Origin of the sequence: Leptospira interrogans (assembly GCF_900156205.1) — a bacterium.
GTDB classification, from domain to species: Bacteria; Spirochaetota; Leptospiria; order Leptospirales; family Leptospiraceae; genus Leptospira; species Leptospira interrogans.
In genome coordinates, this window is record NZ_FTNA01000001.1 from 18,864 (window position 1) to 40,181 (window position 21,318).

The following is a 21,318-nucleotide window of genomic DNA, read 5'->3' on the forward strand; positions in this document are numbered from 1 at the left end:
AAGCGTTCGTTTTACATTTATCGTTAAAATTTTCAATAAAAACTGTGGTAGTTCCCACAGAAATTCATCGCATGGTTTGACTTTTGAGTATTAAAGTTTCTGTATGAGTTCCCACATTTTCGTAAAACTAAAGAGTCTTGGAACTCGATGGGAAGGGCCCTTAGGAAGGGGTCGTAAAACCGCGATTTTATGTGAGAATCGAATGATGATTCTTTTTGGATTTAATAAAAAATGAGTTTGTATAAAAAAAGTAAAAATGTCGTTACGTGTTAAGAGTTACAATTTCTAAGTTTTGTAAAAGTGTCCACGCTACTCGTTTAAATAACATGAGTTCGGTGGTTGAAAAATTTTTCTAAAAGTATGAGTTCCTACAATTTTAGAATTTGTTCATAAAATCGTGATTTGAAGTAGTTCCTACATTATTTTACAGATAAACCTAAGTTTTGTAGTAGTTCCTACACTTGAATACTACAGATTCAATTGTTATAAACTTCTATTCTATAAATTGTGGTAGTTCCCACATTTAAAGAATTGATCTGTAAAATTCAGATTCTAACTTTTTTCAGAATCATGAGTTCCTTAGGCCGAACTCACATTAAACAAAAACCGGATTTAGGAGCGAACGTTTTTTTAAAACTTACCGATAATGTCGTATGAGCACTGAAAATTCTACTCGATCCTTTTGGAAACGAGACTTGGTGATTTTTATTCCCACGGCGATTTTGTTTTTTATTTTGGGTTTTTACTTAAAAAATTGTGGTTCAGGGATTCAAAGAACCGCAAAGGTGACGTATAACGGATCTTTTACGCAAGGTGTATTAGTTTCTATAGATTCTAAGATTTTAAAAATCACAGAACCCGATCAGGAAATTCAGACGGATCTAATCGAAAAAATAGAATTTATAGCCGAAGAAAAATCTTCTGATTCCACCGAACTTTCCGCAAACGATAAATTATTTGTAGGCACGTATCAATTGAACGTTGGCCCTCACAAAGGAACCCTTCAATTTTTTGGTGGAAAAAATGGAAGGCTCTACGGAGTTCTAAAATTCTCAAATTGGGGAAAGGGGAAATCAGAATTTTTGAGTGGGGTATTTACAAAAGGAAATCAAATCCAATTTGTCCGTTCTTGTGTAGGTATAAAATGTTCCGAGATAGGTAGCAACGTTCCATTTTCTCAAAAATACATAGGGGTTTTAGAAGGTAGATCGATTTCAGGCACCTACCGAGGTAATAATAGTTCCGGTAATTGGGATGCAAAAAGATAGGCAGAAGATAGTCTAACTATTTTCTGTTACATCTCATTTTTTATATGTAGTTTTCTTTGATTGTTTTTAAAAAAAAGGAAAGCGGTTTGTAAAGTTTTGTGTCCTTTGAATTCGCTTGAAGCGAATGATAGGTTGTCGAATTCTTACCTTATGGAAAAAGAAACACTGGAAGACTTAGAGTTTGCCAGGATCAAACTGGAAACTCTCAAACAAGAACTGGGAAAAGAAATTACAGGACAAGACGAAGTTATTCGAAACGTATTGGTTTGTCTGATCTGTCAAGGTCATGTACTTTTAGAAGGGATGCCCGGGCTTGCAAAAACACTACTTGCAAGGTCACTTGCAAGTGCGCTGGATTTAAACTTTAAAAGAATTCAATTTACACCTGATCTTTTACCAGCCGATCTCGTCGGAACAGTAGTATTTAATCCAAAAACCACAGAATTTGAAACTAGAAAGGGACCAGTGTTTACCGGAGTTTTACTCGCGGACGAAATTAATAGAGCTCCGGCTAAGGTTCAGTCTGCTCTTCTAGAAAGTATGGAAGAAAAGACCGTTACGATTGGAGACAAAACCTATAAACTAGACAAACCGTTTTTAGTAATCGCAACTCAAAATCCAATCGATCAGGACGGAACTTATCCTCTTCCCGAAGCTCAGATGGACCGATTTTTGATGAAGATCAACGTAGATTACCCAACTTTGGAAGAGGAAGTTTCCATTTTGGATCAACACGGAAAAATAAGTTCGGCAAACGGAAAGATTAAAAAAACCGTTTCTTCCTCTGAAATTTTACGACTATCTTCTATGCTCGACGAAGTATTTATCGAAGAAAAAATCAAATCCTATATTGTACGATTGGTTCGAAATACAAGACCAGAAGAAAGAACCATTCCGGAACTCATTCCGTATATCCGACACGGAGCTTCTCCGAGAGCTTCTTTAAGTATATTAAAAAGTTCTAAAGCAAATGCTCTTTTGAGTGGTAGGACATACGTAACTCCGGAAGACGTAAAAACGTCTCTTGTGGAAATATTAAGACATAGAATACTGCTTACCTTTGAGGCAATTTCGGAAGAATTGAACGTAGAATCTTTGATCCGAACTGTTGTGGAGGCAACTCCGGTTCCTTAGTTTTGTATGATCCGTAAAGAATTCTTATCAATTTTATCAAATCTGGAGTTGGAACGTAAATCCCGTTCTTTTAAAGTAAAGGCTGGAAATGCGGAAAGTTCCAAACGAGGAAGAGGGCTGGATTTTAAAGATGTAAGACTCTATGATTTTGGAGACGATACAAGGCTGATCGATTGGAACGTAACTTCTCGTTTTGGAGAATTGTATGTAAGGGAATTCTACGAAGAAAAAGAAAGGCAAGCCATCGTTTTTTACGATATATCTTCTTCTATGGAATGGGGCTCAGGAGAATTTTCTAGAGCAGAAAATGCCTTTCAGGTTTTAGCTCTTATCTCTTTACTTTATGTACAAAAAGGAAATCGAGTTAAGATCGTTCTCTATTGTGATCGGGTGGAATGGGAAACCGATTTTTTACGCTCCAGAAACGAACTGCTTCCGGTATTACGAAAAATCTCTTCTAAGGAATTGATTCCTAGAAAGTCAGAACCTCTTTTGCCATTTCGGTATTTAAAAAATAGAGTTCATAGATACGCGGACGTATTTTTGTTAAGTGATTTTATAGGAATCCGCGGTTTAAAAAAATATTCCAGTCTTAAAAAAAATTATTCTCTTCACGCAATTCGTTTTAGGGATCCTTTGGAAATAAATCCTCCTAAATCACTATTATCTTTTTTTTATATTAGAGATCCGGAAGAATCCAACGGTGGCCTTTTGGGAAAAAGTCTTTCTCCGGAATTTGAATTAAAATCGTTACATTCTTTTTTTCAAACTTCTCTCTTAAATCTGACAGAATACGAATTAAAAACTAAGGATTTGGTTCGGTATTTTTCGAAATGAAAAAACAGATTCGCATTATAGTATATTCTTGTATTTTAATGTTTTCTTTTCGTTTGGCTGCGGAGCCCGTAGAATCTGTTTTTCCGGAAAAAGGTTTGGTCGCAGAAAAGATTCGATACCAATTAAAATGGAATTTAGAAGAAGTAAAAAACGTTCAAATCCCGGAAATGGGAATCCATTTTTTAGAAGATTCTCCGGATATACCTTGGTTTGAAATTTTATATTCCGAAAAAAAAGACAATTCCCTCGTTGTAGATTTTGTTTTTTATGCTACTGGAAAATTTGCAGTTCCGATTTTTTGGACAGATGCTAACGGAAAAAAAGAGTTTTCTAAAAAGGAAATTCTGATCGAATCTTCGATCCCAGCTTCGGATACGGGACCTGCGGATATAATTCCACCTCTAACTTTTTCAGGATCATATTGGGGAAGGTTGTTTCTCCTTTTGGCTCTAATAGGATTTTTGATCGGTTTTGGTGTTTATGCCTATCGTATTTATAACCGTAAAAGTTTTCCCTTGGATGCAATTATTCAAGTAGAACCAACTTTGGAAAAAACTGAAATTTACGAGATTCGATTAAATGAACTTTTAAAACGGGAATCAATTTCAGCCCGAGAGTTTTCTAGATTATTATCTTCTTATATTCGAGAAAAATCATCTACTCTTTCTGGAAAGCAGACTTCTTCTTTTACGGAAACGGAGCTGTTCCGTTTTTTATACGATCAATTTCCTTTTGAAAAACAAGAACTTATGACTTGGAAGGAATTTTTAACAGAAAAAAAATTTAAACCCAAAGACGTTTTTTTATCCAAAGAAGAAGCACAAGAAAAGTTTTTATATTGGAAAGGAATCTGGGATCAAAAATGAATTTTCAATATCCTTACGCGCTTTTACTTTTGATTCCAGTTTGGATCTGGGCTTTTATATATTATAAAAACAAAATATACTTAAAAAAAATGGAAATTCGTTTTCCAGGAAGAAGAGAAAGTACTTTTTCCAAATTTGAAAACTTAGGGAAATTTTTACCGATACTTCGCCCGATTGCGATTAGTTTGATGATACTTTCTCTTTCCGGACCAGGTAAAAAAATTACCTTTCTACCCGACGAAAAAGAAGGAGTAGATATATTAATCGCCTTGGATGTCTCAGGTTCCATGTCTAGAAGTAGAGACTTTCTTCCGGAAACTAGATTAGGAGTTTCTAAAAAACTATTAAAAAGATTTATCGAAAAAAGAAATAATGATCGTCTTGGTTTAGTGGTTTTTGCAGGTGCGGCTTATTTACAAGCTCCTCTTACAGGTGATCGAGAATCTTTGAGCGAAATTTTAGAAACCATAGAAGAAGAAACAGTGACGGAACAAGGGACCGCAATCGGAGACGCGATCATTCTTTCTACGTATCGATTGAGGAATTCTAAGGCTCGTTCTAAAGTGATTGTACTCATCACCGATGGAGTTTCCAATACGGGTAAAATCGATCCAGTAACAGCGACTGATCTTGCAGAACAAATTGGAGCAAAAATTTATTCCGTCGGAATTGGAAAAGAAGACGGTTCTTATGAAATCAATTTCGAAATTTTGCAAGAACTTTCTGCCAATACTGGAGGCAGATTTTTTAGGGCAGAAGATCCGGAGGAAATGAAAGCGGTTCTTTCTTCGATCGATTCTCTTGAAAAAGATCCTCTGCAAAGTCCTCCCAAAGAAATAAGAGAAACTGAATATGAAATCTGGCTCTATAGAGCCTTAGCGGTTTTACTTTTAGATTTAATACTACGTGCGTTTTTTCTGAGATATTATGTATGAATCAAGAGTTTTCCGCTAATTTAAAAAACATTTTTTTCGCCCTTGTAATTGTATGGATTATATATTCAACTATTAGAATATTTTTGATTTCTAAAATAAGGGAATGGAAAATTTTTTATCCTGGTTTAGAACGTTCTTCTTCGTTTCCGGATGTTCGTTGGGTATTGGTAAGAATTTTATTAATTTTTGCGGTTTTAGTCTGTGTTTTTTTTGCAGGTCTAAAAACGGAAATGAAAGACGAAAAAAAGGAAGAATCTTTCAAAGGAGTGGATATACTCTTTTTAGTGGATGTAAGTCTTTCTATGCAGGCGATAGATAGTTCTCCAACTCGGTTGGCTAAATTTAAAGAAGTGTTACTTAGGATGTTGCCCTCTTTATCTGGAAACAGATTTGGAATGATTGTATTTGCCGGAAGTCCGTTTTTATATTGTCCGATGACTACGGATGTGTCCGCTTTTTCGGATTATGTTCGTGGATTGGATGTGGATATGGTAGGGGATCGCGGAACCGATTTGAGTCAGGCTTTTACAAAGGCGGAAGCGTTGCTTCGTTCCGAAAAAGTATTTCGAAATCGAATTTTGATTTTAGTAACCGATGGAGAAGATCAAAATGATCCACAAGCGATTTCCTTTCCGGCGAGTTTTCAAGTTTGGGCTGCCGGAACGGAAAGCGGGGGCCCGATAGTTTATAACGATGAAAATTCTGGTTTGAACGGTTTTCTTTTGAAGGATGGAACTCTAACTTCAAACTCTAATTCTCCTGGAATCATTCATTCTAAAATGAATCGAACTTTTTTAAAAAATCTAGCAGATAAAAACGACGGAAATTTTTATTCACTGGATTCAAATCCACCCGATTCTACAATTCTACAAAAGGAAATTTTTTCTTTAGAGGAAAATTTATATTCTAGAAAAAAAGATCTAAAACGCGCGGAAGGTTCTGGCAAATTTTTATTTGCGGCAGTTTTTCTACTATTATTGGATTGGATTTTAGTGGAATCTTTGTTATTTCCCAAACGGAAATCGGTTTCTGTAATATGAAACAAATTCGTATATTTAAATATTTTGTAATTCTAATTGGTTTAAGTTTAACTGCGTCTTTATACGCGATTGAATTGGACCCAGGTGGAAATCGGATCGAAGAAGGTTTAGAATATTACAATCAGGGAGAATACCTAGAATCTTTAAAAAAATATCAGGAAGCAGAGTCTTATTTCCCTGAAGATTCTAGATTAGAATTCAATCGTGGAACCGCAGAGTTCAAATCGGGTAACATCGATAAGGCGATTCGTCATTTTGAAAAGTCTGCAGATTCTACTTCTCCCGAAGTTCAATGGAAATCCAGGTTTAATTTAGGAAACAGTTATATGCGTGTCGGAGATCGTAAAAAAGCCGCAGAAGAATATATCAAGGCTTTAAAACTCAATCCGGATTTAAAAGAAGCTAGAAAAAATTTAGAATATCTTCGTAAGACCCCACCTCCTTCTCAAAATTCCGATCCACAAAATTCTAATTCTAAAAAAGAAGATCGTTCTAAAAATCAAACGAATTCCTTTTCAGGTAAAAAACAGAAAAACGGTCAGAACGAAAAGGAAAACGCAAATGGTTCGCCTAACAAAGAAGAACGCCTTACTAAAGAGGAAACGGAAAGGATTTTGGATTCTTTAGATTTAAATAAGATACGCAGAAAAAGCGGAAGAACCAAAGACAGAGAGGTTTTCTGGTGAACCGATTCTGGACCATCCTTTTTTTATTTTGGATTGGTTCTCTTTCTGCGGAAGAAACTAAATTCTACATTACGCGAAATACATTCCCCCTAGGAGAAGAATCCTATGCCGTTTTTGAATTGGATATGAACTCCAGATTTTTGATCCCTCAGAAATCTTATTCCAATTCAGATGTTTCCATATCCTATGCCGGTTCGGAAGAGAATACTACGATCGTCAATTTTCAAGTTTTTAGAAAAAGGCTTTTGAAGTTTAGAATCCAAGCTTCCAAACAAGGTGTGTTTACACTTCCAACTCTTAGCATCGAAGTGAACGGTAAAACGTTTTCTCCTCCTCCCTTAAAGATTCAAGTATTAGAAAAATCTAAAGTTGCAAAAAGAGGAAGGGGTACTTTTTTTGATCGTTTTTTTCGTTTTGAAGAAGAAACCGTACCCGAAAACGCAGATCTGAAAGTACTCTTCCAAACGAGTAAAAAAGAAGTTTGGGTTGGAGAACCTCTCATCGGTTATTTTACTTTGTATTATAAGGACGTACGCAAGCCTTACTTCGATCGCAATCCTGCCGATTCTATTCGTTTTCCGTATTTTCGGAGTGAAGTAATTTCCGGAGTTGCGGTAAAAGTTCCAGATCAGGTTTTATATGAAGGAAACGTATATGATATTGCTGTATATAACAAAGAAATTTATTCTTTAATTCCTCTGAGAGCTGGAGAATTTCAACTCGGTAAAACTACCTTCGCTTTAGAAGGTCAGCTTCAATCTTACTTCAACGTGAAAACGATTCCTACAACTCCCAATCAAATCCGTGTAAAAGAACTTCCTAAATTTGAAGGAAAGTTTAGTGGAGCGGTAGGCAAGTTTAAAACTCATGTAAAAATCGAAAATGATCGAAAAACCATTCAAGAAGGAGAGACCTTATATCTGAAACTGACGATCGAAGGTGAGGGGAATCTTTCTTCTGTGACGGAACCGATTTCCAATTGTAAAGAAGGAAAAAATTGTATTCCAGAAGTAACGTTGTATGACACTTCTCGTTCTTGGAAATTTACTGAGTTAGAGAATGGAGAATACGGTTTTTATTCCGTAGCTCGTTTTGAATACGGCATCCCGATGAGGACCGTCGGGGTTTGGAAACAAGAACCGAAAGATTTTATTTTTTTCGATCCGGGTACTAGAACGTATCGGACGATTTATTTTGAGATTCCTTCTGTAAATGTTTCTGTTCGAACGGACAAAAATTCTAAAAACCAAGAACCTTCCGAAGAAAATCAGATTTCGACTTTATTTTTTTATTTTCGACTTTTATCCTTCGCTTTTATATTTTTATCTTTTACGATTTGGTTTTATTTCCAAAAATCGGATTCTACTTTTCTAATATCTCTTCCAATTCTTTTTCCGATCTTCGGAGTTCCGATTTTAAAAGAACTTGACTTGCAAACGGGAACTAAAAGAGGCTTGGTATTGAGGCAGTCCTTACTTTCCAAAGGGATTTCTGAAGAGGACGTTTCCTTTTTATTGGAAATTTCAGAAGCCAAATCCGGTTTTGCGGAGATTGCGTTTCAATTGAATCGAAAGGACAAACGGACCCTGTTACATATCGCAAATTTTATTTTGAAAAATAAGATGGAGGAAAATTTATGAGCGAAGAAATTAAAGGAAGAATTTCCGTAGAAACGGAAAATATATTTCCGATCATTAAAAAATGGCTCTATTCCGAAAGGGACATTTTTATTAGGGAACTTGTATCTAACGCGAGTGATGCGATTACTAAGTTAAAAAAAATTGCATTCTCCGAAGAATTCGAAGGAGGCACCGATTATAGAATCGATTTAGATTTTGATCAAGAAAAAAGAATTCTAACAATAGAAGACAACGGAATCGGAATGAGTTCCGAGGAAGTTCAGAAATACATCAATCAAATTGCGTTTTCGAGTGCGGAAGAATTTGTAAAAAAATTTCAAGGAGAAGGTGCCAAACCGGAAATCATAGGGCATTTCGGATTGGGTTTTTACTCCTGTTTTATGGTTTCTACAAAAGTAATCTTAGAGACCAAATCGTATCAGAAAGATTCTACTGGAGTGGTCTGGGAAAGTGAATCTGGAACTGAATTTTATTTACGTTCTTCAGATAAAGCCACGAGAGGAACTAAAATTACTCTCCACTTAGATGGAGATTCCGGTGAATATCTAGATCAGTGGAAACTTAAAGAACTAATCCGAAGATACTGCGATTTTCTTCCGGTTCCAATCTACGTCAAAAACGAACAGGCAAATAAACAAACTCCTCTTTGGTCCGAAGCTCCTTCTTCCGTTACCAAGGAAAAGTATGAGGAATTTTATAACTATCTTTTCCCTTTTTCGGGAGAACCACTTTTTCACGTTCATCTAAACGTGGATTATCCGTTCCGTCTTCAGGGAATATTATATTTTCCTAAATTAAAACACGAGTTAGACGTAAATCAATCAGGAATCAAACTCTATTGTAATCACGTATTTGTAAGTGACGACGCAAACGACTTGGTTCCTAAGTTTTTGACTGTACTTAAGGGAACCATTGATATTCCGGATCTTCCTTTAAACGTTTCCCGTTCTTATTTACAAAGTGACCCTTTGGTAAAAAAGATTTCCGCTCATATCGTAAAAAAAATAGCGGATCGTTTAAACGAGGAGTTCAAAAAGAACGAGGAAGAGTTTAGAAAGAACTGGGATGAAGTTTCCATTTTTGTAAAATACGGAATGTTGACTGACGACAAATTTTACGAGGCGGCAAAGGATTTAATCTTTTTCAAAACTTCTAATGGTGAAATTGTTCGTCTCGAAGACTATTGGAACAAAAACAAGGAAAAGAACAACGGCAAAGTATTTTATGCTTCTGAAACTTCTTCCGTCTATATGGATTTGCTTAAATCTCAGGGACTCGAAGCGATTTTAGTAGATTCTAGAATTGATTCTCACTTTATTCAATTTTTAGAATCTAAAAATCCGGATATGAAATTTCAGAGAGCTGATTCTGAACTTGCCGAAGGAGTTGTGGATAAGGAACATTCTTCTCCGATTGTGGATTCGGATAACAAAACAGAGGCGGACCGAATCCGAGAACTTTTCGAAAAAATACTAAAACGGGACGGATTGGAAATTAAAGCAGAACCTCTCAAAGCAGAGACTGTGCCGGCGGTGGTTTTACTTCCGGAGCATCTGCGTAGACTAAACGAAATGAATATGTTAGGTGGCCAAAAACCTCTCGATCTTTTAAAGAATCATACTCTCGTAGTTAATACTCGTTCTTCTCTCGTGAAGAATATTTTAGGTTTATCTAAAGGACTTAGTTCGGCTAAGGCGGATAAGTTGGCTAGAACCGTATATGATATGGCTCTTCTTTCCTCTAAAATATTTGATGAATCTGAGTTTTCTGAATATCTAAAGAGGACCACGGAAACTTTAGAAGAGTTGAGCGGCACGTAAAAAGTCGGAAAAAAGACTTGGAATTTCGAAGTCGATCCGATACTTATACTGTGCGTTTTATGGATTGGCTTCGAATACAGGTTCTTATTATTATCTTTTTTTTCTACTGTGGACCATTACTCTCTCAAGGAACACAAAGTTCTGCTGGACCTGCACCAGAGGAAAACGTAGATATTCATAAAAAAGATGCAAGTACTCTAGATAAGGAATACTACGAATATTATTTCCGAACCATCCCAGACGTTGGCGCGCTTGAAAAAGCAAAATTGGAATACAATCTGATTCGTTCTTTTAAATTAGAACTTAGAAAAAGAGAACCTTCTATAACTCAGGATTATCTGAAACAAATCAAGGCTGCCAGTATCCGTTATGAAAGAGTAAATTCGGATTCTATTTGGATGCGTGGTATTAGAAATCAGATGCAACATATTCGATTTCAAGAATATATGTATATCGTGATATACGATAAGTATTTTTTATACATCTCCTACGAAATCAATCCTTCCCGTTACGTGATGGAACCGTATCAAGTGCAGCTGATCTTTCAAAAAGAAAATCCTTTTTTTATTAAACTGCCTGATCCTTGAAAATTCTATAATAAAATCCGGTGGCAAGTAAAATTACGGAAAAACAAAGACCTATTTTAGAAAACATTTCTAAAAAATCAAAATCGTTTATAGATAAAGAGTTCTTTTTGATTCTGGCCAACATACGGATTTTTCCGAAGGTTTTTAAAGTTTGTATTCGTACTTCTATACTGTCTCCTACCCGGAGTCTTTGGTATAAATTTTCATCCACTTGTTCTGTAATTTCGTATAATTTTCCGAATTCATCTGGGACCCTATAAGAAACTAGATAGGCTCTTCTTCCCGATTTTTCTATACGAACTGATTCCGTAAGAGTACCAAAGACGGTAGAACCTGGTTCTTTCAGTTTTTGATAGATCCAGTCTAATTGTTTGTTTTCTGTGTGAATGAATAGATAAAAAGGAAGGAAAAATAAAGTAGAACCAAAACCAATCGTAAATAGTATTTTATAAAATGGGGTGAAATACTTCATGAAAGAGTTCTAAACTGTTAGTTTTCAATTACTTCGGATTATTACAACCAAATAAAATGAATAAGAAAAAATGAACCTGATCGTATTTTTGCTTTGTATTGATAAATAAAAGAATATCTTTATTTTCAAAGAAAATGATGAAGAATTTAATTTTTAGATCTACGAAATCTTTTGAAAATTTTTAATCATATTTAATTTCGATGAAAGAGAGTTTTGAAAATTTAGACGTATGAATTTGTCCAGATCCCAATTCTTAAGATATTTAGGGAAGGGTGCAGCGGCTTTGGCTCTTGCAAGATCCGGCATTCTTTCCTCTTCTCCAAAACCTTTAAAGTCTAAACGGAACAAGTTTCCAAAGTTTCAAACAATTTCTCCGAGTGAACAAGATGCTTTGATCTTACCTTCTGGTTATCAATACAATACAATCGCTCTTTACGGAGATAAGATCAATCCACAAGGAGATACGTTCGGCTTTAATTCGGATTTCAATTGTTTTTTTCCTTTGGAAGGAAAGAAGAATGCTGGTCTTCTTTGGAACAATCACGAGACTTTAGGAACATTAGAATATTATGTAAACGGATACGATAGTCAAAAACAAGGACCGAATTTAAGAACGGATAAACAGATAGAACAATATCTGTATGCATTAGGAGGTTCTGTAATTCATATCTATAAAAAGAAAGGAGAATGGATTCTTAACCCCGATTCCAAATACGGAAGAAGGATTCACGGTCTTACGCAATTTCGCCTAACGGGTCCAGCTGCCGGAAGTGCTGCAGTAGGAAATACGAATCTGGTTTTTGGGACGTTTGCAAATTGTGCGGGAGGATTAACGTTTTGGAATACGGTTCTTTCTTGTGAAGAAAACGTAGAATGGATCATTGAACCTTGTAAACTTACCCACGAAACCCATTATGGTTGGGTGATCGAAGTGGACCCTTTTGATCCTAAATCCGTTCCTGTAAAACATACTGCCTTGGGAAGGTTTGCACATGAAAACGCGGCGCTTGTGTTGTCTCCTTCCGGAAAATTGGTGGTATATATGGGAGACGACGCGAGGGATGAATTTGTATATAAGTTTGTGTCTAAAAAATCCTATGATCCTTCTTTAGGTGCAAAAAATTCCACTTTACTGGAGGAAGGAATTTTATACGTCGCGGACTTCGATAAAGGAACTTGGATTCCATTGGATTTGGAAACTAATGAAACATTAAAGAATTATAAAACAGAAAACGGTAATAGACAGTTCGAAACCCAAGCAGACGTTTTAGTACATTGTAGAGCCGCTGCAAAAATTTGTGGCGCGACTCCAATGGATCGTCCCGAAGATATAGAAATTCATCCTTTGGACGGGACTATATTTATAGCAATGACAAACAACGATAGACATGGAAATTTATTTGGTCAGATTTTACGTATCCGAGAAAAATCAGGGGACCACGCTGGTTTAGAATTTGATTTTGAAGTGTTTATTGCGGGTGGTGCCAGATTTGCCGCTCCGGACAATCTTGCGTTTGATAAAGAAGGGAATCTTTGGGTTGTTACGGACATTTCTGCTAAGAACTTAAATAGATCTGTATATAAGAAATTTGGAAATAACGGACTATTTGTGATCCGGACCGATACGGGTCGGGCGTATCAATTTGCTTCTTCTCCGGTAGGAGCTGAGTTGACTGGACTTTGGTTTACTCCTGATCAAAAGGAATTATTTCTTTCTGTACAACATCCGGGGGAAACCACAAAAGACTATGGAAAACCAACCAGTCACTGGCCTCACGGAGGAGAGTCCGTGCCTAGGTCCGGAGTAGTTGCAATTTATCTAAAGTAATTTGATTCTATTTTGTAGCTGCTTCGAGTGCTTGGGTTTCCGTGTCAAAATGAGTAAAAGGTTTCCAAAGTCCTAAAAGGTTGAAGATCTGAATTACTTTTTCTGAAGCTTCCGTCAAAAAAAGTTTTTTACCATCGTTTGAAAGTTTGTGTTTTAGTTCGAAGATGGAACGTATTCCGGAACTGGAAACATACTTCAATTCGTTTAGATTGAGTATTACTACGTTCGGATGAGGAGGATCTATGATTTCGGTTTTAAATTCAGTAAAACTACTTTCATCTAATCTTCCATCCAGCACATAGATGAAAATTTCCGTCGAGATTTCTTTCTTTTTAATCTTTAGTTGACTCATGATTTACGAACCACTACGTGTAATTTTTTTTGAGAGAGGCTAAATTCAGCTTTTGCTCCGGGGGGAAAATCGTAAATCGTTTCCGCAAGAGAATCGATTGAAATTCCACCTTTCATTTCTGAAATTAGACTAAAACCGTCGGTAACCGTAAAATGGTCGAGAGTATACCGAGTATGTTCCTTTTTTCTAAGTTCTCTACAATAGACTTTAAAAAAGGGAGATTGTTTATCAAAACTTGTGTCTGTATTCTCGCAAGACATGACCCAACCAGTGGAACCTGCACCTGTATACACTAAAAGTCCGGAACATTTTTGTTCTTCCATTTGATTTTGGTGGCAGATTAAAAAACGGCTTGTTAGATCGGGGCTGTTGTTTCGGATCGAAATTTCACTGATTCCTCTTAAAGTGTTTATTTTTCTACCATCCGGATAATGAATTTTGACTTCGATCAAGGGCCATTCTTCTAAAATTGTATTTTCCCAATTTGTTTCCAGAGCTTTTTTAATGTCTTCTACGTGAAAAGAAAGAAGAGCCCCCACTGATGTAGGTGGGTCGGAATTACAGCCTAAAACGAGAGTGTCTATAGCGTGGTGAGCAACAAAGGTAAAATGATTATCTCCTCCTAACGCGATTACTAGATCGTAATCAGAGGGAGGTTTTTGTTCCAAATCTTTTCTAAAGATAAAGTCTCCGTTTGGAAAAAGACGTTTCAGAGTTTCACGATTGGAAATTTGTCTGATATGTGATTCGTGAATTCTTGTAAAAGAGTCGTTTTGAATTTTATAAATTTTTTGAATTTTTTCAAGAGACCCCCATTCTTCTAAATCCAGTTCAAATTTAGTTCGTTTGCCTAAAATCAGGATTCGTTGGGCCGTCTTTAATCTATTTAAGGACATCCTGATACAAGAAAACAGATTTGGTTTTAAATGATCGAGATTTTTTTGAAGGTTACAGAAAATGAAAGATACATTTTGTTTTTTCAATGTCACTATAATTATCACTTGAATCCATAACATCTAAAGTTAGTTTAGAAATCGGTCGGTTTACGATTGAAAATGTGAAATATAAAAACGAAATAAAGTGCTTTTATGTCCCAAGAAGAGAAACGAATTCGAGAATTAGAAGAAGAAAACAAAAAACTCAAACGGCAGATAGAAAATACGGCATATTCTCCTTATCTGAAAAAAGGAATGGCAAATGTTCGATATTACGTCAGAGTCTTTCGAGAAGAAATCGTAACCAATGAGATCCAAGGAAGAATTGACGAAAGTTTGGGGACACTATATGAAATCAAAAATTTTGTTCATCGTTATTCTTTATTAGCTGGATTGGATCCAGATACAATTCGGATTATTGCGACAGAAGCGATTCAAAACATCGTAGAACACGGTCATGGAAAATACGCCGAAATTGAATTAGAATTACATAATGAAGTTATAAATCCGTTTTTTAAGATGTCTTTCAAACACGAAATGCAACCAGGGATGAAATATACTCTTTCCCAAATCAATGAAAACGTCAAAAAGGGAGACATTTCCTCTGAACACTTTGACATAGATAATTCTAGGGGTAGGGGAGAATTTTTGATGAAGGAGTTGGCCGACGAAAGAAGGATATTAAACGGAATGGAAATTACACCCGAAGGAAATAAGATGCATTATTTCAAAAGGGTTCTGATCAATTATAAAGATCCAAAAGGTCCAAGAGACGTAACGAGTTTTGATGAAATTAAGGAAGAGATCGATCGTTTGGACCCGGAAGAAGCATTGTGTTATTTTCATATCGATCATAGAAAAAGTAAACTATCTTCGGTTACGATTGTGGTCGCTTCCTCCAGAGAAACCAAACTTAGGACTATGATGGAAACATCCGGTTTTTATCTTGTTCACAAAGATAAATACTATAGGGCTGTATTTTGTTCTTTTGAACCTACGAGAGAATTTACTTCTTTTGAACTTGAGAATCTTTTTGAAAAAATTCGTAAACAAGTTGAGATCGAAAAAGAATGAGTGGTGAATCGGGCAAATCTGGAGAGGATTTTCCGTTTTATCCTTTTCGAGATTTTTTACTGGGAGAAGTTATATTCAAAACTTTGCAAGAAGACGGGGTTTCACCCCAAGACGCCGAAGATGCGGTTCTTTCTCATCTACCTTCCGATAAAAAATGTTTCGTATTTACTCCCAACGCGAAAAAACAAACCTTACTTAATCTTTATCCTGAAAAAATTCGAGGTCTTTTAAAAACGGATCAGGAAGAAAAAATTAGACAAGAATTTTGTAATATGATTCAAACTGAAGGAAAAATGGATCTTGCTTTGGAGCTTTTAGAATGGTTATTTACCGGTTTTGAAGAAAGAAGAAAATTGTTAAACGAATTGTTCTCTTTGTTCTTAAATGATAAAATTCCTTTGCGGGACAACTTTTTAGATCGTTTGAAAATAAACTATGAAGAAGAAGTTTTGAAAGATCTCAAAAATTTAGAGTGAAGTAATTTTTACATAAGCGCATTTTGAAAATGGATTCTTTATAACGTTTGGGTCAATTTTAATTTCCAAATTCATTGAATTGAAAATTTTATATTTTTTTTGATCTTATAACTGTTGAAAAATTCCATAGCAGCGATTAACAAAACTGCTTCAATCGACTGTTTTTATGAAATGAAACGATGGAGAATTCATTTTTTAACAACCTTAAAGAATCAATCAATGAGATAGTTTCTGTAGTTTTTCAAATAAAAGATTAGGTTTTTGACTTTTTGAAAAACAAGTAGAAAAAAATTCTCTTTTTTCAAAATAATTCGCAACTTTTCCGCAACCTTCTCCCTATCAAATGCCTCTATTTATTCAATAGGAGTTAATACCAAATGGGGATCATTCTATCTTTTTTCATTGGGCACTGGTTTTTATCTGCTTTTGTTCAATCGTTTTTTCTTCATAGATATGCGGCACACGCAATGTTCAAAATGAACAAATTTTGGGAGAAGTTTTTTTATATTTTTACTTGTGTAGCCCAAGGCTCTTCTTTTTTAAATCCACGTGCTTATGCGATTATGCACAGACAACACCATGCTTATAGCGATACAGGTAAGGACCCGCATTCTCCCGTAGCTTCTAAAGGTTTTTTGGATATGATGTGGAAAACTGCTCTCAATTATGAAGCGATTTTAGAAGAAACAACAAACGTCGAAAAGGAGTTTAAAGGAAACTATCCTGAATGGCCTGCGATCGACGTTCTCAGTAATTCTTGGACTTTCAGACTTTTTTGTGGAACACTTTATACTTTATTTTATTTTTACTTTGTCCCTGAAGGGCAGTATGCTTGGTATCTACTTCTGCCGATCCATTGGCTTATGGGGCCGTTGCATGGAGCAATCGTAAACTGGTGCGGTCATATGTATGGATATAGAAATCATAAAAAAAATCCGGACAATTCTAAGAATACTTTATTTGTAGATTTTATGATCGCAGGAGAATTATATCAGAATAATCATCACGCTCATCCAAATTCTCCGAACTTCGCGTTTCGTTGGTTCGAACTGGATTTTACTTATCAAGTAATGAAAATTTTGCATTTTTTCAGAATTATCAAAATCCAAAGAGCAGTCTGGACCGAAAAAGGAAAAAAAATACTTCGCGGTTCGGAGGTACTTGTGGAACCTACGTCCACTTCTACGGTTGCCGCTTAATAGAGGTTAGGTGGTTGGTTTGCACAGTGTTTTTGACATGATAGACTAATCATGTATTTCTTATATTTTGAAATTATGATTTGTCTCTTTTTGATTGTATAAAGCTATAGTTTCTGGTTTGGTTTAAGAGAATTTTGGCAAATAAAAAATAATGATATCTCCTATGGATCGTAGTATGATGCCTTAATTTCTTTGGAATTTAAACTTTCCTATGGGTTTGCGCTCTTAACTTAGTAAAACGTTTCTTACAATCGTGTTTTTAGTTACACATAACAATTGCTTTCGTATTGCTTATATCGAACTCACGTTAATTTAGTGTGAGTTCGATATAGTACAAATTAGAAAAAAAATTTTCTAAAAACAACGAAATTTCCATATTCATTTTTATAGACTGGTTTAAGAAAATTTCGAATTCTTGAAAGTTTTACTGCGAGATTTTTAATTAAAATTTTACTGTAGAATCTAGATTTGTGAGAGTTCCCACAGATTCAGTCACATGAAAAATTCCATAGCGGCGATTAACAAAACTGTTTCAATCGGCGATTTCATGAAACAGAAATAAGGTCGAGAATTCATTTTTCGTGATTTGAGTTCGTAGTAGTTCCTACATTTTCAAAATGAGCTGTAAAACATAAACCGTAAGAGTTTCCATGTTATATTTTTTGTGGGAAAATTGGATTTATAGCGTGTTTCAAAACCGTCCAATGTGGGAACTACTACGAAAATTTAACGAGATTAGAGCTACTCGAAAGTTTGCAAATTGCCAAATACGACTTAATTTGTGGGAACTATAACATTTTATTAAAAATTTCTAAAGAATTATCACCTAAAATTTTTTGAGGTTTTGGGACAAGTTCTTAATAAAACAAGCCTCTTACGTCGAATCTAAGTCGATTTAAAATTTGGCACAAGAAACGATCGCAATCTAAAAATATTCAAAACGATAAGGAACAATTATGAATTCGGAAAAAATTCAATCTATCGAAATATTAAATTCCCTCAAAGATGGAATCGACGAGCCGGATATTCAAGCTTGTAAGGTCTCAAAGGACAGAAACTTTTTTATCGTTTTACACGGTGGGACACTTTAGTACCAAAGCGGTGTCTGTTTGGAGAATTGCTTTTGATCAGGTGCAAAAAGTTTCAACCATCCTTATTACGGAAAAAAATATCCGAAACCCACGTATTCATGTTTCTGAAAATTATAATATTCTAATTTATTATGAATCAGGTTATTTAAAATTTAAACTGTCTACAGAAGGGATTTTATCTCTCGAGAGCTCTTATCAAGGTGGAAAAGGGTGGCCTTGGCAGTTCTTAAGGAAAATGTTATATTTTATTATTCAAACTATTATGATAATACGGAATATAAGAGCAAAAAACAATTTCGCTTGCATGACGTTTCATCACACGAAGAAGATAAGTCTTTAGTTAACGATGGATTTAATAGCGCTTGGGTCGTGGATGCAGCGATTCATAACGATTCCGTAATTTTTACCGGAGACGAAGAACTATTCGTTTTTAACGTTTCGAATTTTAAGTCTCCTAAAGGTATATTCAAACAGAAGATTAAAAATTCAAAATGGAAATTTGTTTCTCATACTCCCTGGATTGTCTGTGAAACTGAATATCATGTATCTTCAGCTTTTCATTTGTTAAACGAAGTAGGAAAAAAATTCGAAATATCTAATTCTGTATTAAGGAATCGTTTTGTCAGAGCGTTTGACGTGGACGAGTCCAATCGAATTTGGGCGATCGTATCTAACGAAAGTTTTGAACAAAGTTTAGTGTCTGTATTTACGGAAAACGGAGAGTTAAAATCTGGTTCGGTTCTTTTATTGCCGGATACAGAAGGGCATCCTAATTTTTCGAATCAAACTGTACATCACGTTTTAGAAATGGTTGTTCAAAAAGATGTTATACTCATTATTTTTCGTTCGGGTATAATTGCCAAAATCACCTTGTCTAACAATTAACGATGGTTTTTAAAAATTATATTAGTAGTTTCTAAACTAAAAATTTATTGATTTATAAAAAATAAATTAATATTTTTCGTATTTGAGGAAACTTCAAAAAACTACTGATCTCTAGAAAATTGAGTACCGTTAACTTTATTACCAAACGCTGATTTTATGTAAAATATTAGGTACCTTATTATATAGTTATGAGTAAAGATTATTTTTCACTTCCGATTTTTAATTTTTGCCCAACGATAGATGTGTTTTTGACGATTTATGATCATTTATCCTTATATAAAATAACCTGAGTTCAATGTAAAGAACTCATGATTCTAAAAAAAGCTGGAATCTGAACTTTACAGATTGATTCCTTAAATGTGCAAACTACTACAATTTATAAAATAGAAGTTTATAACAATTGAATCTGTCGTATTCAAGTGCGGGAAGTACCACAAACCTAGGTTTGTCTGTAAAATGATGTAGGAACTATAATTTTAGAAAATTCTTTCTCAGTCGAACTCATGTAAAAATAGAATACTATGACCTTGAACATTCTATTTTATAAATCTAAATAACATAAGTTTGATATAATACTCATACCTATAAAATTGAGTACCTAGATGTTTGTTACAAAGTGTCGTTTAATTTAAGTTAGGTATAATCCAATGCAAAAGCGATTGAGATGTAGCGGCTCAACGTTTCCCTTTCTGAATACACCTCTCTTTAGAGAAGCATTTAGGAAGTTTTCTGGGTCGTTCGAAGTAACTCAGCGTTTCGCTTCTGCGGGCGCTCAACAGATTGTGTTCTATAATAAATTGAATTCATGAAAAGATTTTGTTTTCAAGCGAACCTTCAATTTGTTGATAGAAGCTGAAAACACGGTCCGGTCCGGCAAAGCTGAATTCGACCAGATTTTTTTATGTTGAACTCACGCTAAATAAAGGTTAGTAGAGTCTTCCATGTGATCGAAGATTACTGTTAGGAATCTCTATAAAATTTTAAAAGGATCTTTGTCCAATCAGATTTTTGTATAAAGTTTTTATTTTGCGAGTTTTGTAAAAATTTAAAATCAATTTTTATAGGTCCGAAACAAAAAAGAATTTGAAGTTTAAGAATATACGTTAATAACAATGAATTTTTATTATAGAGATAAATTTTGAGTTTTACTGGTTTTATAGAATTGAGTAATATAAATTTTTCGTTATGCACAGAATTTTGGACACTTTGTTATGCGATGTTAGTAATTAAGATCTATTAAAAAAATGAATCAAATTAGAATCAAAAAGGAGAGTTTATGAAAGGTAAAAAAATCGGAATTTTAGGTTCGGGGATTGTTGGTCAAACTCTTGCAAATGGATTTTTAAAATACGGGGCTGAAGTGAAAATTGGCACGAGAGATTTTGGAAAACTTAAAGATTGGCTTGCGAAGGCAGGAGCAGGGGCTTCGATCGGTTCGTTTTCGGAAGCGGCAAACTTTGGCGAAATTATAGTGTTGTGTTCTAAAGGTAGTGTAGCTTCCGAAGTACTAACGTTATCCGGAATAGATTCTCTTAACGGAAAGACGATTATAGATACAACCAATCCTATTTCAGAGATACCTCCTCAAAATGGTGTTCTGAATTTTTTCACATCGTATAATGAATCTCTAATGGAGAAATTACAAAAACAAGCTCCTAAGGCTAATTTTGTAAAATGTTTCAGTTCCGTAGGAAGTGGTCTTATGGTAAATCCTCAGTTGAAAGGTGAAAAACCTAGTATGTTTATCTGTGGAAACGATGATTCTTCTAAAAAACAAATAAAGGAAATTTTAGATACTTTTGGTTGGGATACAGAGGACATGGGAAAGGTAGAAGCGGCTAGGGCAATCGAACCACTTTGTATTCTTTGGTGTATTCCTGGATTTTTATCCCAATCTTGGACGCATGCGTTTAAACTTTTAAAATGACTCGAGAGGATAATTAACATTCGGTAAAAATAAGATCTTGTTTTGTTTGTGAACTTTACGCCGAACTTTTTATTCTAGATTCCTATAAAGTTGAGTATCATAAATTTTTTTGCAGCTATTTATTTCCTAAAAAATCGCAGCATAATAATCGCTTTCGCATTGCGATAAATATTTTAGATACTCAGTTTTATAGGGATGAGTAAGAGTTTGTCCTAAAACCTTAAAAGAAATCAGTTGTAATCGTTTTAATAAGTTCGTTATAAAAT

The 21,318-nt window shown here is 34.9% G+C and carries 21 protein-coding genes; 17 read left to right on the plus strand and 4 right to left on the minus strand.

The window, feature by feature from the left end; genetic code table 11:
- Nucleotides 1–653: 653 nt before the first annotated feature.
- The 10 genes from BW942_RS00105 to BW942_RS00150 all read left to right on the plus strand — a co-directional run bounded on the left by BW942_RS00105 (nucleotide 654) and on the right by BW942_RS00150 (nucleotide 10,813).
- Nucleotides 654–1,268, plus strand: a complete 615-nt coding sequence (locus BW942_RS00105) for an LIC20036 family protein (RefSeq protein WP_000102691.1) — start codon at nucleotides 654–656, stop codon at nucleotides 1,266–1,268.
- A 150-nt stretch (nucleotides 1,269–1,418) separates the two neighbouring features.
- Nucleotides 1,419–2,402, plus strand: a complete 984-nt coding sequence (locus tag BW942_RS00110) for an AAA family ATPase (RefSeq protein ID WP_000410299.1) — start codon at nucleotides 1,419–1,421, stop codon at nucleotides 2,400–2,402.
- 6 nt (nucleotides 2,403–2,408) lie between these two features.
- Complete coding sequence (locus BW942_RS00115; RefSeq protein ID WP_000619592.1) at nucleotides 2,409–3,239, plus strand: DUF58 domain-containing protein; 831 nt, start codon at nucleotides 2,409–2,411, stop codon at nucleotides 3,237–3,239.
- A complete protein-coding gene (locus BW942_RS00120; protein ID WP_000744235.1) occupies nucleotides 3,236–4,105 on the plus strand; it encodes an LB_053 family protein in 870 nt (289 codons plus the stop codon). The genes BW942_RS00115 and BW942_RS00120 overlap by 4 nt, the downstream gene beginning before the upstream one ends.
- Nucleotides 4,102–5,040: a VWA domain-containing protein BatA gene (gene batA / locus BW942_RS00125; RefSeq protein ID WP_001011139.1), complete on the plus strand. Its 939-nt coding sequence runs from the start codon at nucleotides 4,102–4,104 to the stop codon at nucleotides 5,038–5,040. The genes BW942_RS00120 and batA overlap by 4 nt, the downstream gene beginning before the upstream one ends.
- On the plus strand, nucleotides 5,037–6,080 hold the full coding sequence (gene batB, locus BW942_RS00130; protein WP_001070976.1) for a VWA domain-containing protein BatB: 1,044 nt from the start codon (nucleotides 5,037–5,039) through the stop codon (nucleotides 6,078–6,080). Before batA ends, batB begins: the two co-directional genes overlap by 4 nt.
- Nucleotides 6,077–6,766, plus strand: a complete 690-nt coding sequence (batC, locus tag BW942_RS00135) for a TPR repeat-containing protein BatC (RefSeq protein WP_000809732.1) — start codon at nucleotides 6,077–6,079, stop codon at nucleotides 6,764–6,766. The genes batB and batC overlap by 4 nt, the downstream gene beginning before the upstream one ends.
- A complete protein-coding gene (locus BW942_RS00140; RefSeq protein ID WP_001079251.1) occupies nucleotides 6,763–8,406 on the plus strand; it encodes a BatD family protein in 1,644 nt (547 codons plus the stop codon). The genes batC and BW942_RS00140 overlap by 4 nt, the downstream gene beginning before the upstream one ends.
- Nucleotides 8,403–10,226: a molecular chaperone HtpG gene (htpG, locus tag BW942_RS00145; RefSeq protein WP_001288005.1), complete on the plus strand. Its 1,824-nt coding sequence runs from the start codon at nucleotides 8,403–8,405 to the stop codon at nucleotides 10,224–10,226. The genes BW942_RS00140 and htpG overlap by 4 nt, the downstream gene beginning before the upstream one ends.
- A gap of 17 nt (nucleotides 10,227–10,243) precedes the next feature.
- Nucleotides 10,244–10,813: a hypothetical protein gene (locus BW942_RS00150; protein WP_000395725.1), complete on the plus strand. Its 570-nt coding sequence runs from the start codon at nucleotides 10,244–10,246 to the stop codon at nucleotides 10,811–10,813.
- Here BW942_RS00150 and BW942_RS00155 read toward each other — a convergent pair.
- A complete protein-coding gene (locus BW942_RS00155; RefSeq protein ID WP_000873430.1) occupies nucleotides 10,794–11,285 on the minus strand; it encodes a hypothetical protein in 492 nt (163 codons plus the stop codon). The two genes, BW942_RS00150 and BW942_RS00155, sit on opposite strands and share 20 nt — an antisense overlap.
- A 229-nt stretch (nucleotides 11,286–11,514) precedes the next feature.
- On the opposite strand from BW942_RS00155, the gene BW942_RS00160 reads away from it, so the two are divergent.
- On the plus strand, nucleotides 11,515–13,113 hold the full coding sequence (locus BW942_RS00160) for a PhoX family protein (RefSeq protein WP_001054393.1): 1,599 nt from the start codon (nucleotides 11,515–11,517) through the stop codon (nucleotides 13,111–13,113).
- Between the two features lie 7 nt (nucleotides 13,114–13,120).
- On the opposite strand, the gene BW942_RS00165 is transcribed toward BW942_RS00160, so the two are convergent.
- Nucleotides 13,121–13,465 carry an STAS domain-containing protein gene (locus BW942_RS00165; RefSeq protein ID WP_000080465.1) on the minus strand — a complete coding sequence of 115 codons (345 nt, stop codon included), beginning with the start codon at nucleotides 13,463–13,465 and terminating at the stop codon, nucleotides 13,121–13,123.
- Nucleotides 13,462–14,361, minus strand: coding sequence for an NAD(+)/NADH kinase (locus BW942_RS00170; RefSeq protein ID WP_001968824.1), 900 nt, complete (start codon nucleotides 14,359–14,361; stop codon nucleotides 13,462–13,464). The genes BW942_RS00165 and BW942_RS00170 overlap by 4 nt, the downstream gene beginning before the upstream one ends.
- A 192-nt stretch (nucleotides 14,362–14,553) precedes the next feature.
- On the opposite strand from BW942_RS00170, the gene BW942_RS00175 reads away from it, so the two are divergent.
- The 5 genes from BW942_RS00175 (at nucleotide 14,554) to BW942_RS00195 (ending at nucleotide 19,125) form a co-directional block, all read left to right on the plus strand.
- Nucleotides 14,554–15,474: an ATP-binding protein gene (locus tag BW942_RS00175; protein WP_000076448.1), complete on the plus strand. Its 921-nt coding sequence runs from the start codon at nucleotides 14,554–14,556 to the stop codon at nucleotides 15,472–15,474.
- Complete coding sequence (locus BW942_RS00180; protein WP_000012417.1) at nucleotides 15,471–15,950, plus strand: hypothetical protein; 480 nt, start codon at nucleotides 15,471–15,473, stop codon at nucleotides 15,948–15,950. The genes BW942_RS00175 and BW942_RS00180 overlap by 4 nt, the downstream gene beginning before the upstream one ends.
- Nucleotides 15,951–16,327: 377 nt before the next feature.
- Nucleotides 16,328–17,149: an acyl-CoA desaturase gene (locus BW942_RS00185; protein WP_000511395.1), complete on the plus strand. Its 822-nt coding sequence runs from the start codon at nucleotides 16,328–16,330 to the stop codon at nucleotides 17,147–17,149.
- A gap of 956 nt (nucleotides 17,150–18,105) precedes the next feature.
- On the plus strand, nucleotides 18,106–18,240 hold the full coding sequence (locus tag BW942_RS21940; RefSeq protein ID WP_002069672.1) for a hypothetical protein: 135 nt from the start codon (nucleotides 18,106–18,108) through the stop codon (nucleotides 18,238–18,240).
- A 210-nt stretch (nucleotides 18,241–18,450) separates the two neighbouring features.
- Nucleotides 18,451–19,125, plus strand: a complete 675-nt coding sequence (locus BW942_RS00195; RefSeq protein WP_001162264.1) for a hypothetical protein — start codon at nucleotides 18,451–18,453, stop codon at nucleotides 19,123–19,125.
- A 960-nt stretch (nucleotides 19,126–20,085) separates the two neighbouring features.
- Here the strand turns inward: BW942_RS00195 and BW942_RS00200 are convergent.
- Nucleotides 20,086–20,316 (minus strand): hypothetical protein, encoded by a 231-nt coding sequence (locus tag BW942_RS00200; RefSeq protein WP_000551329.1) that lies wholly within the window; start codon nucleotides 20,314–20,316, stop codon nucleotides 20,086–20,088.
- 85 nt (nucleotides 20,317–20,401) lie between these two features.
- On the opposite strand from BW942_RS00200, the gene BW942_RS00205 reads away from it, so the two are divergent.
- Nucleotides 20,402–21,052 carry an NADPH-dependent F420 reductase gene (locus BW942_RS00205; protein WP_000676629.1) on the plus strand — a complete coding sequence of 217 codons (651 nt, stop codon included), beginning with the start codon at nucleotides 20,402–20,404 and terminating at the stop codon, nucleotides 21,050–21,052.
- The last annotated feature ends 266 nt before the right edge of the window (nucleotides 21,053–21,318 follow it).

Excerpts from the sequence above, each read along its gene's own strand:
- BW942_RS00105 (WP_000102691.1), top strand. The coding sequence starts at position 654 with ATGAGCACTGAAAATTCTACTCGATCCTTTTGGAAACGAGACTTGGTG.
- BW942_RS00110 (WP_000410299.1), top strand. The coding sequence starts at position 1,419 with ATGGAAAAAGAAACACTGGAAGACTTAGAGTTTGCCAGGATCAAACTG.
- BW942_RS00115 (WP_000619592.1), top strand. The coding sequence starts at position 2,409 with ATGATCCGTAAAGAATTCTTATCAATTTTATCAAATCTGGAGTTGGAA.
- BW942_RS00120 (WP_000744235.1), top strand. The coding sequence starts at position 3,236 with ATGAAAAAACAGATTCGCATTATAGTATATTCTTGTATTTTAATGTTT.
- batA (WP_001011139.1), top strand. The coding sequence starts at position 4,102 with ATGAATTTTCAATATCCTTACGCGCTTTTACTTTTGATTCCAGTTTGG.
- batB (WP_001070976.1), top strand. The coding sequence starts at position 5,037 with ATGAATCAAGAGTTTTCCGCTAATTTAAAAAACATTTTTTTCGCCCTT.
- batC (WP_000809732.1), top strand. The coding sequence starts at position 6,077 with ATGAAACAAATTCGTATATTTAAATATTTTGTAATTCTAATTGGTTTA.
- htpG (WP_001288005.1), top strand. The coding sequence starts at position 8,403 with ATGAGCGAAGAAATTAAAGGAAGAATTTCCGTAGAAACGGAAAATATA.
- BW942_RS00155 (WP_000873430.1), bottom strand. The coding sequence starts at position 11,285 with ATGAAGTATTTCACCCCATTTTATAAAATACTATTTACGATTGGTTTT.
- BW942_RS00160 (WP_001054393.1), top strand. The coding sequence starts at position 11,515 with ATGAATTTGTCCAGATCCCAATTCTTAAGATATTTAGGGAAGGGTGCA.
- BW942_RS00165 (WP_000080465.1), bottom strand. The coding sequence starts at position 13,465 with ATGAGTCAACTAAAGATTAAAAAGAAAGAAATCTCGACGGAAATTTTC.
- BW942_RS00170 (WP_001968824.1), bottom strand. The coding sequence starts at position 14,361 with ATGTCCTTAAATAGATTAAAGACGGCCCAACGAATCCTGATTTTAGGC.
- BW942_RS00175 (WP_000076448.1), top strand. The coding sequence starts at position 14,554 with ATGTCCCAAGAAGAGAAACGAATTCGAGAATTAGAAGAAGAAAACAAA.
- BW942_RS00180 (WP_000012417.1), top strand. The coding sequence starts at position 15,471 with ATGAGTGGTGAATCGGGCAAATCTGGAGAGGATTTTCCGTTTTATCCT.
- BW942_RS00185 (WP_000511395.1), top strand. The coding sequence starts at position 16,328 with ATGGGGATCATTCTATCTTTTTTCATTGGGCACTGGTTTTTATCTGCT.
- BW942_RS21940 (WP_002069672.1), top strand. The coding sequence starts at position 18,106 with ATGAATTCGGAAAAAATTCAATCTATCGAAATATTAAATTCCCTCAAA.
- BW942_RS00205 (WP_000676629.1), top strand. The coding sequence starts at position 20,402 with ATGAAAGGTAAAAAAATCGGAATTTTAGGTTCGGGGATTGTTGGTCAA.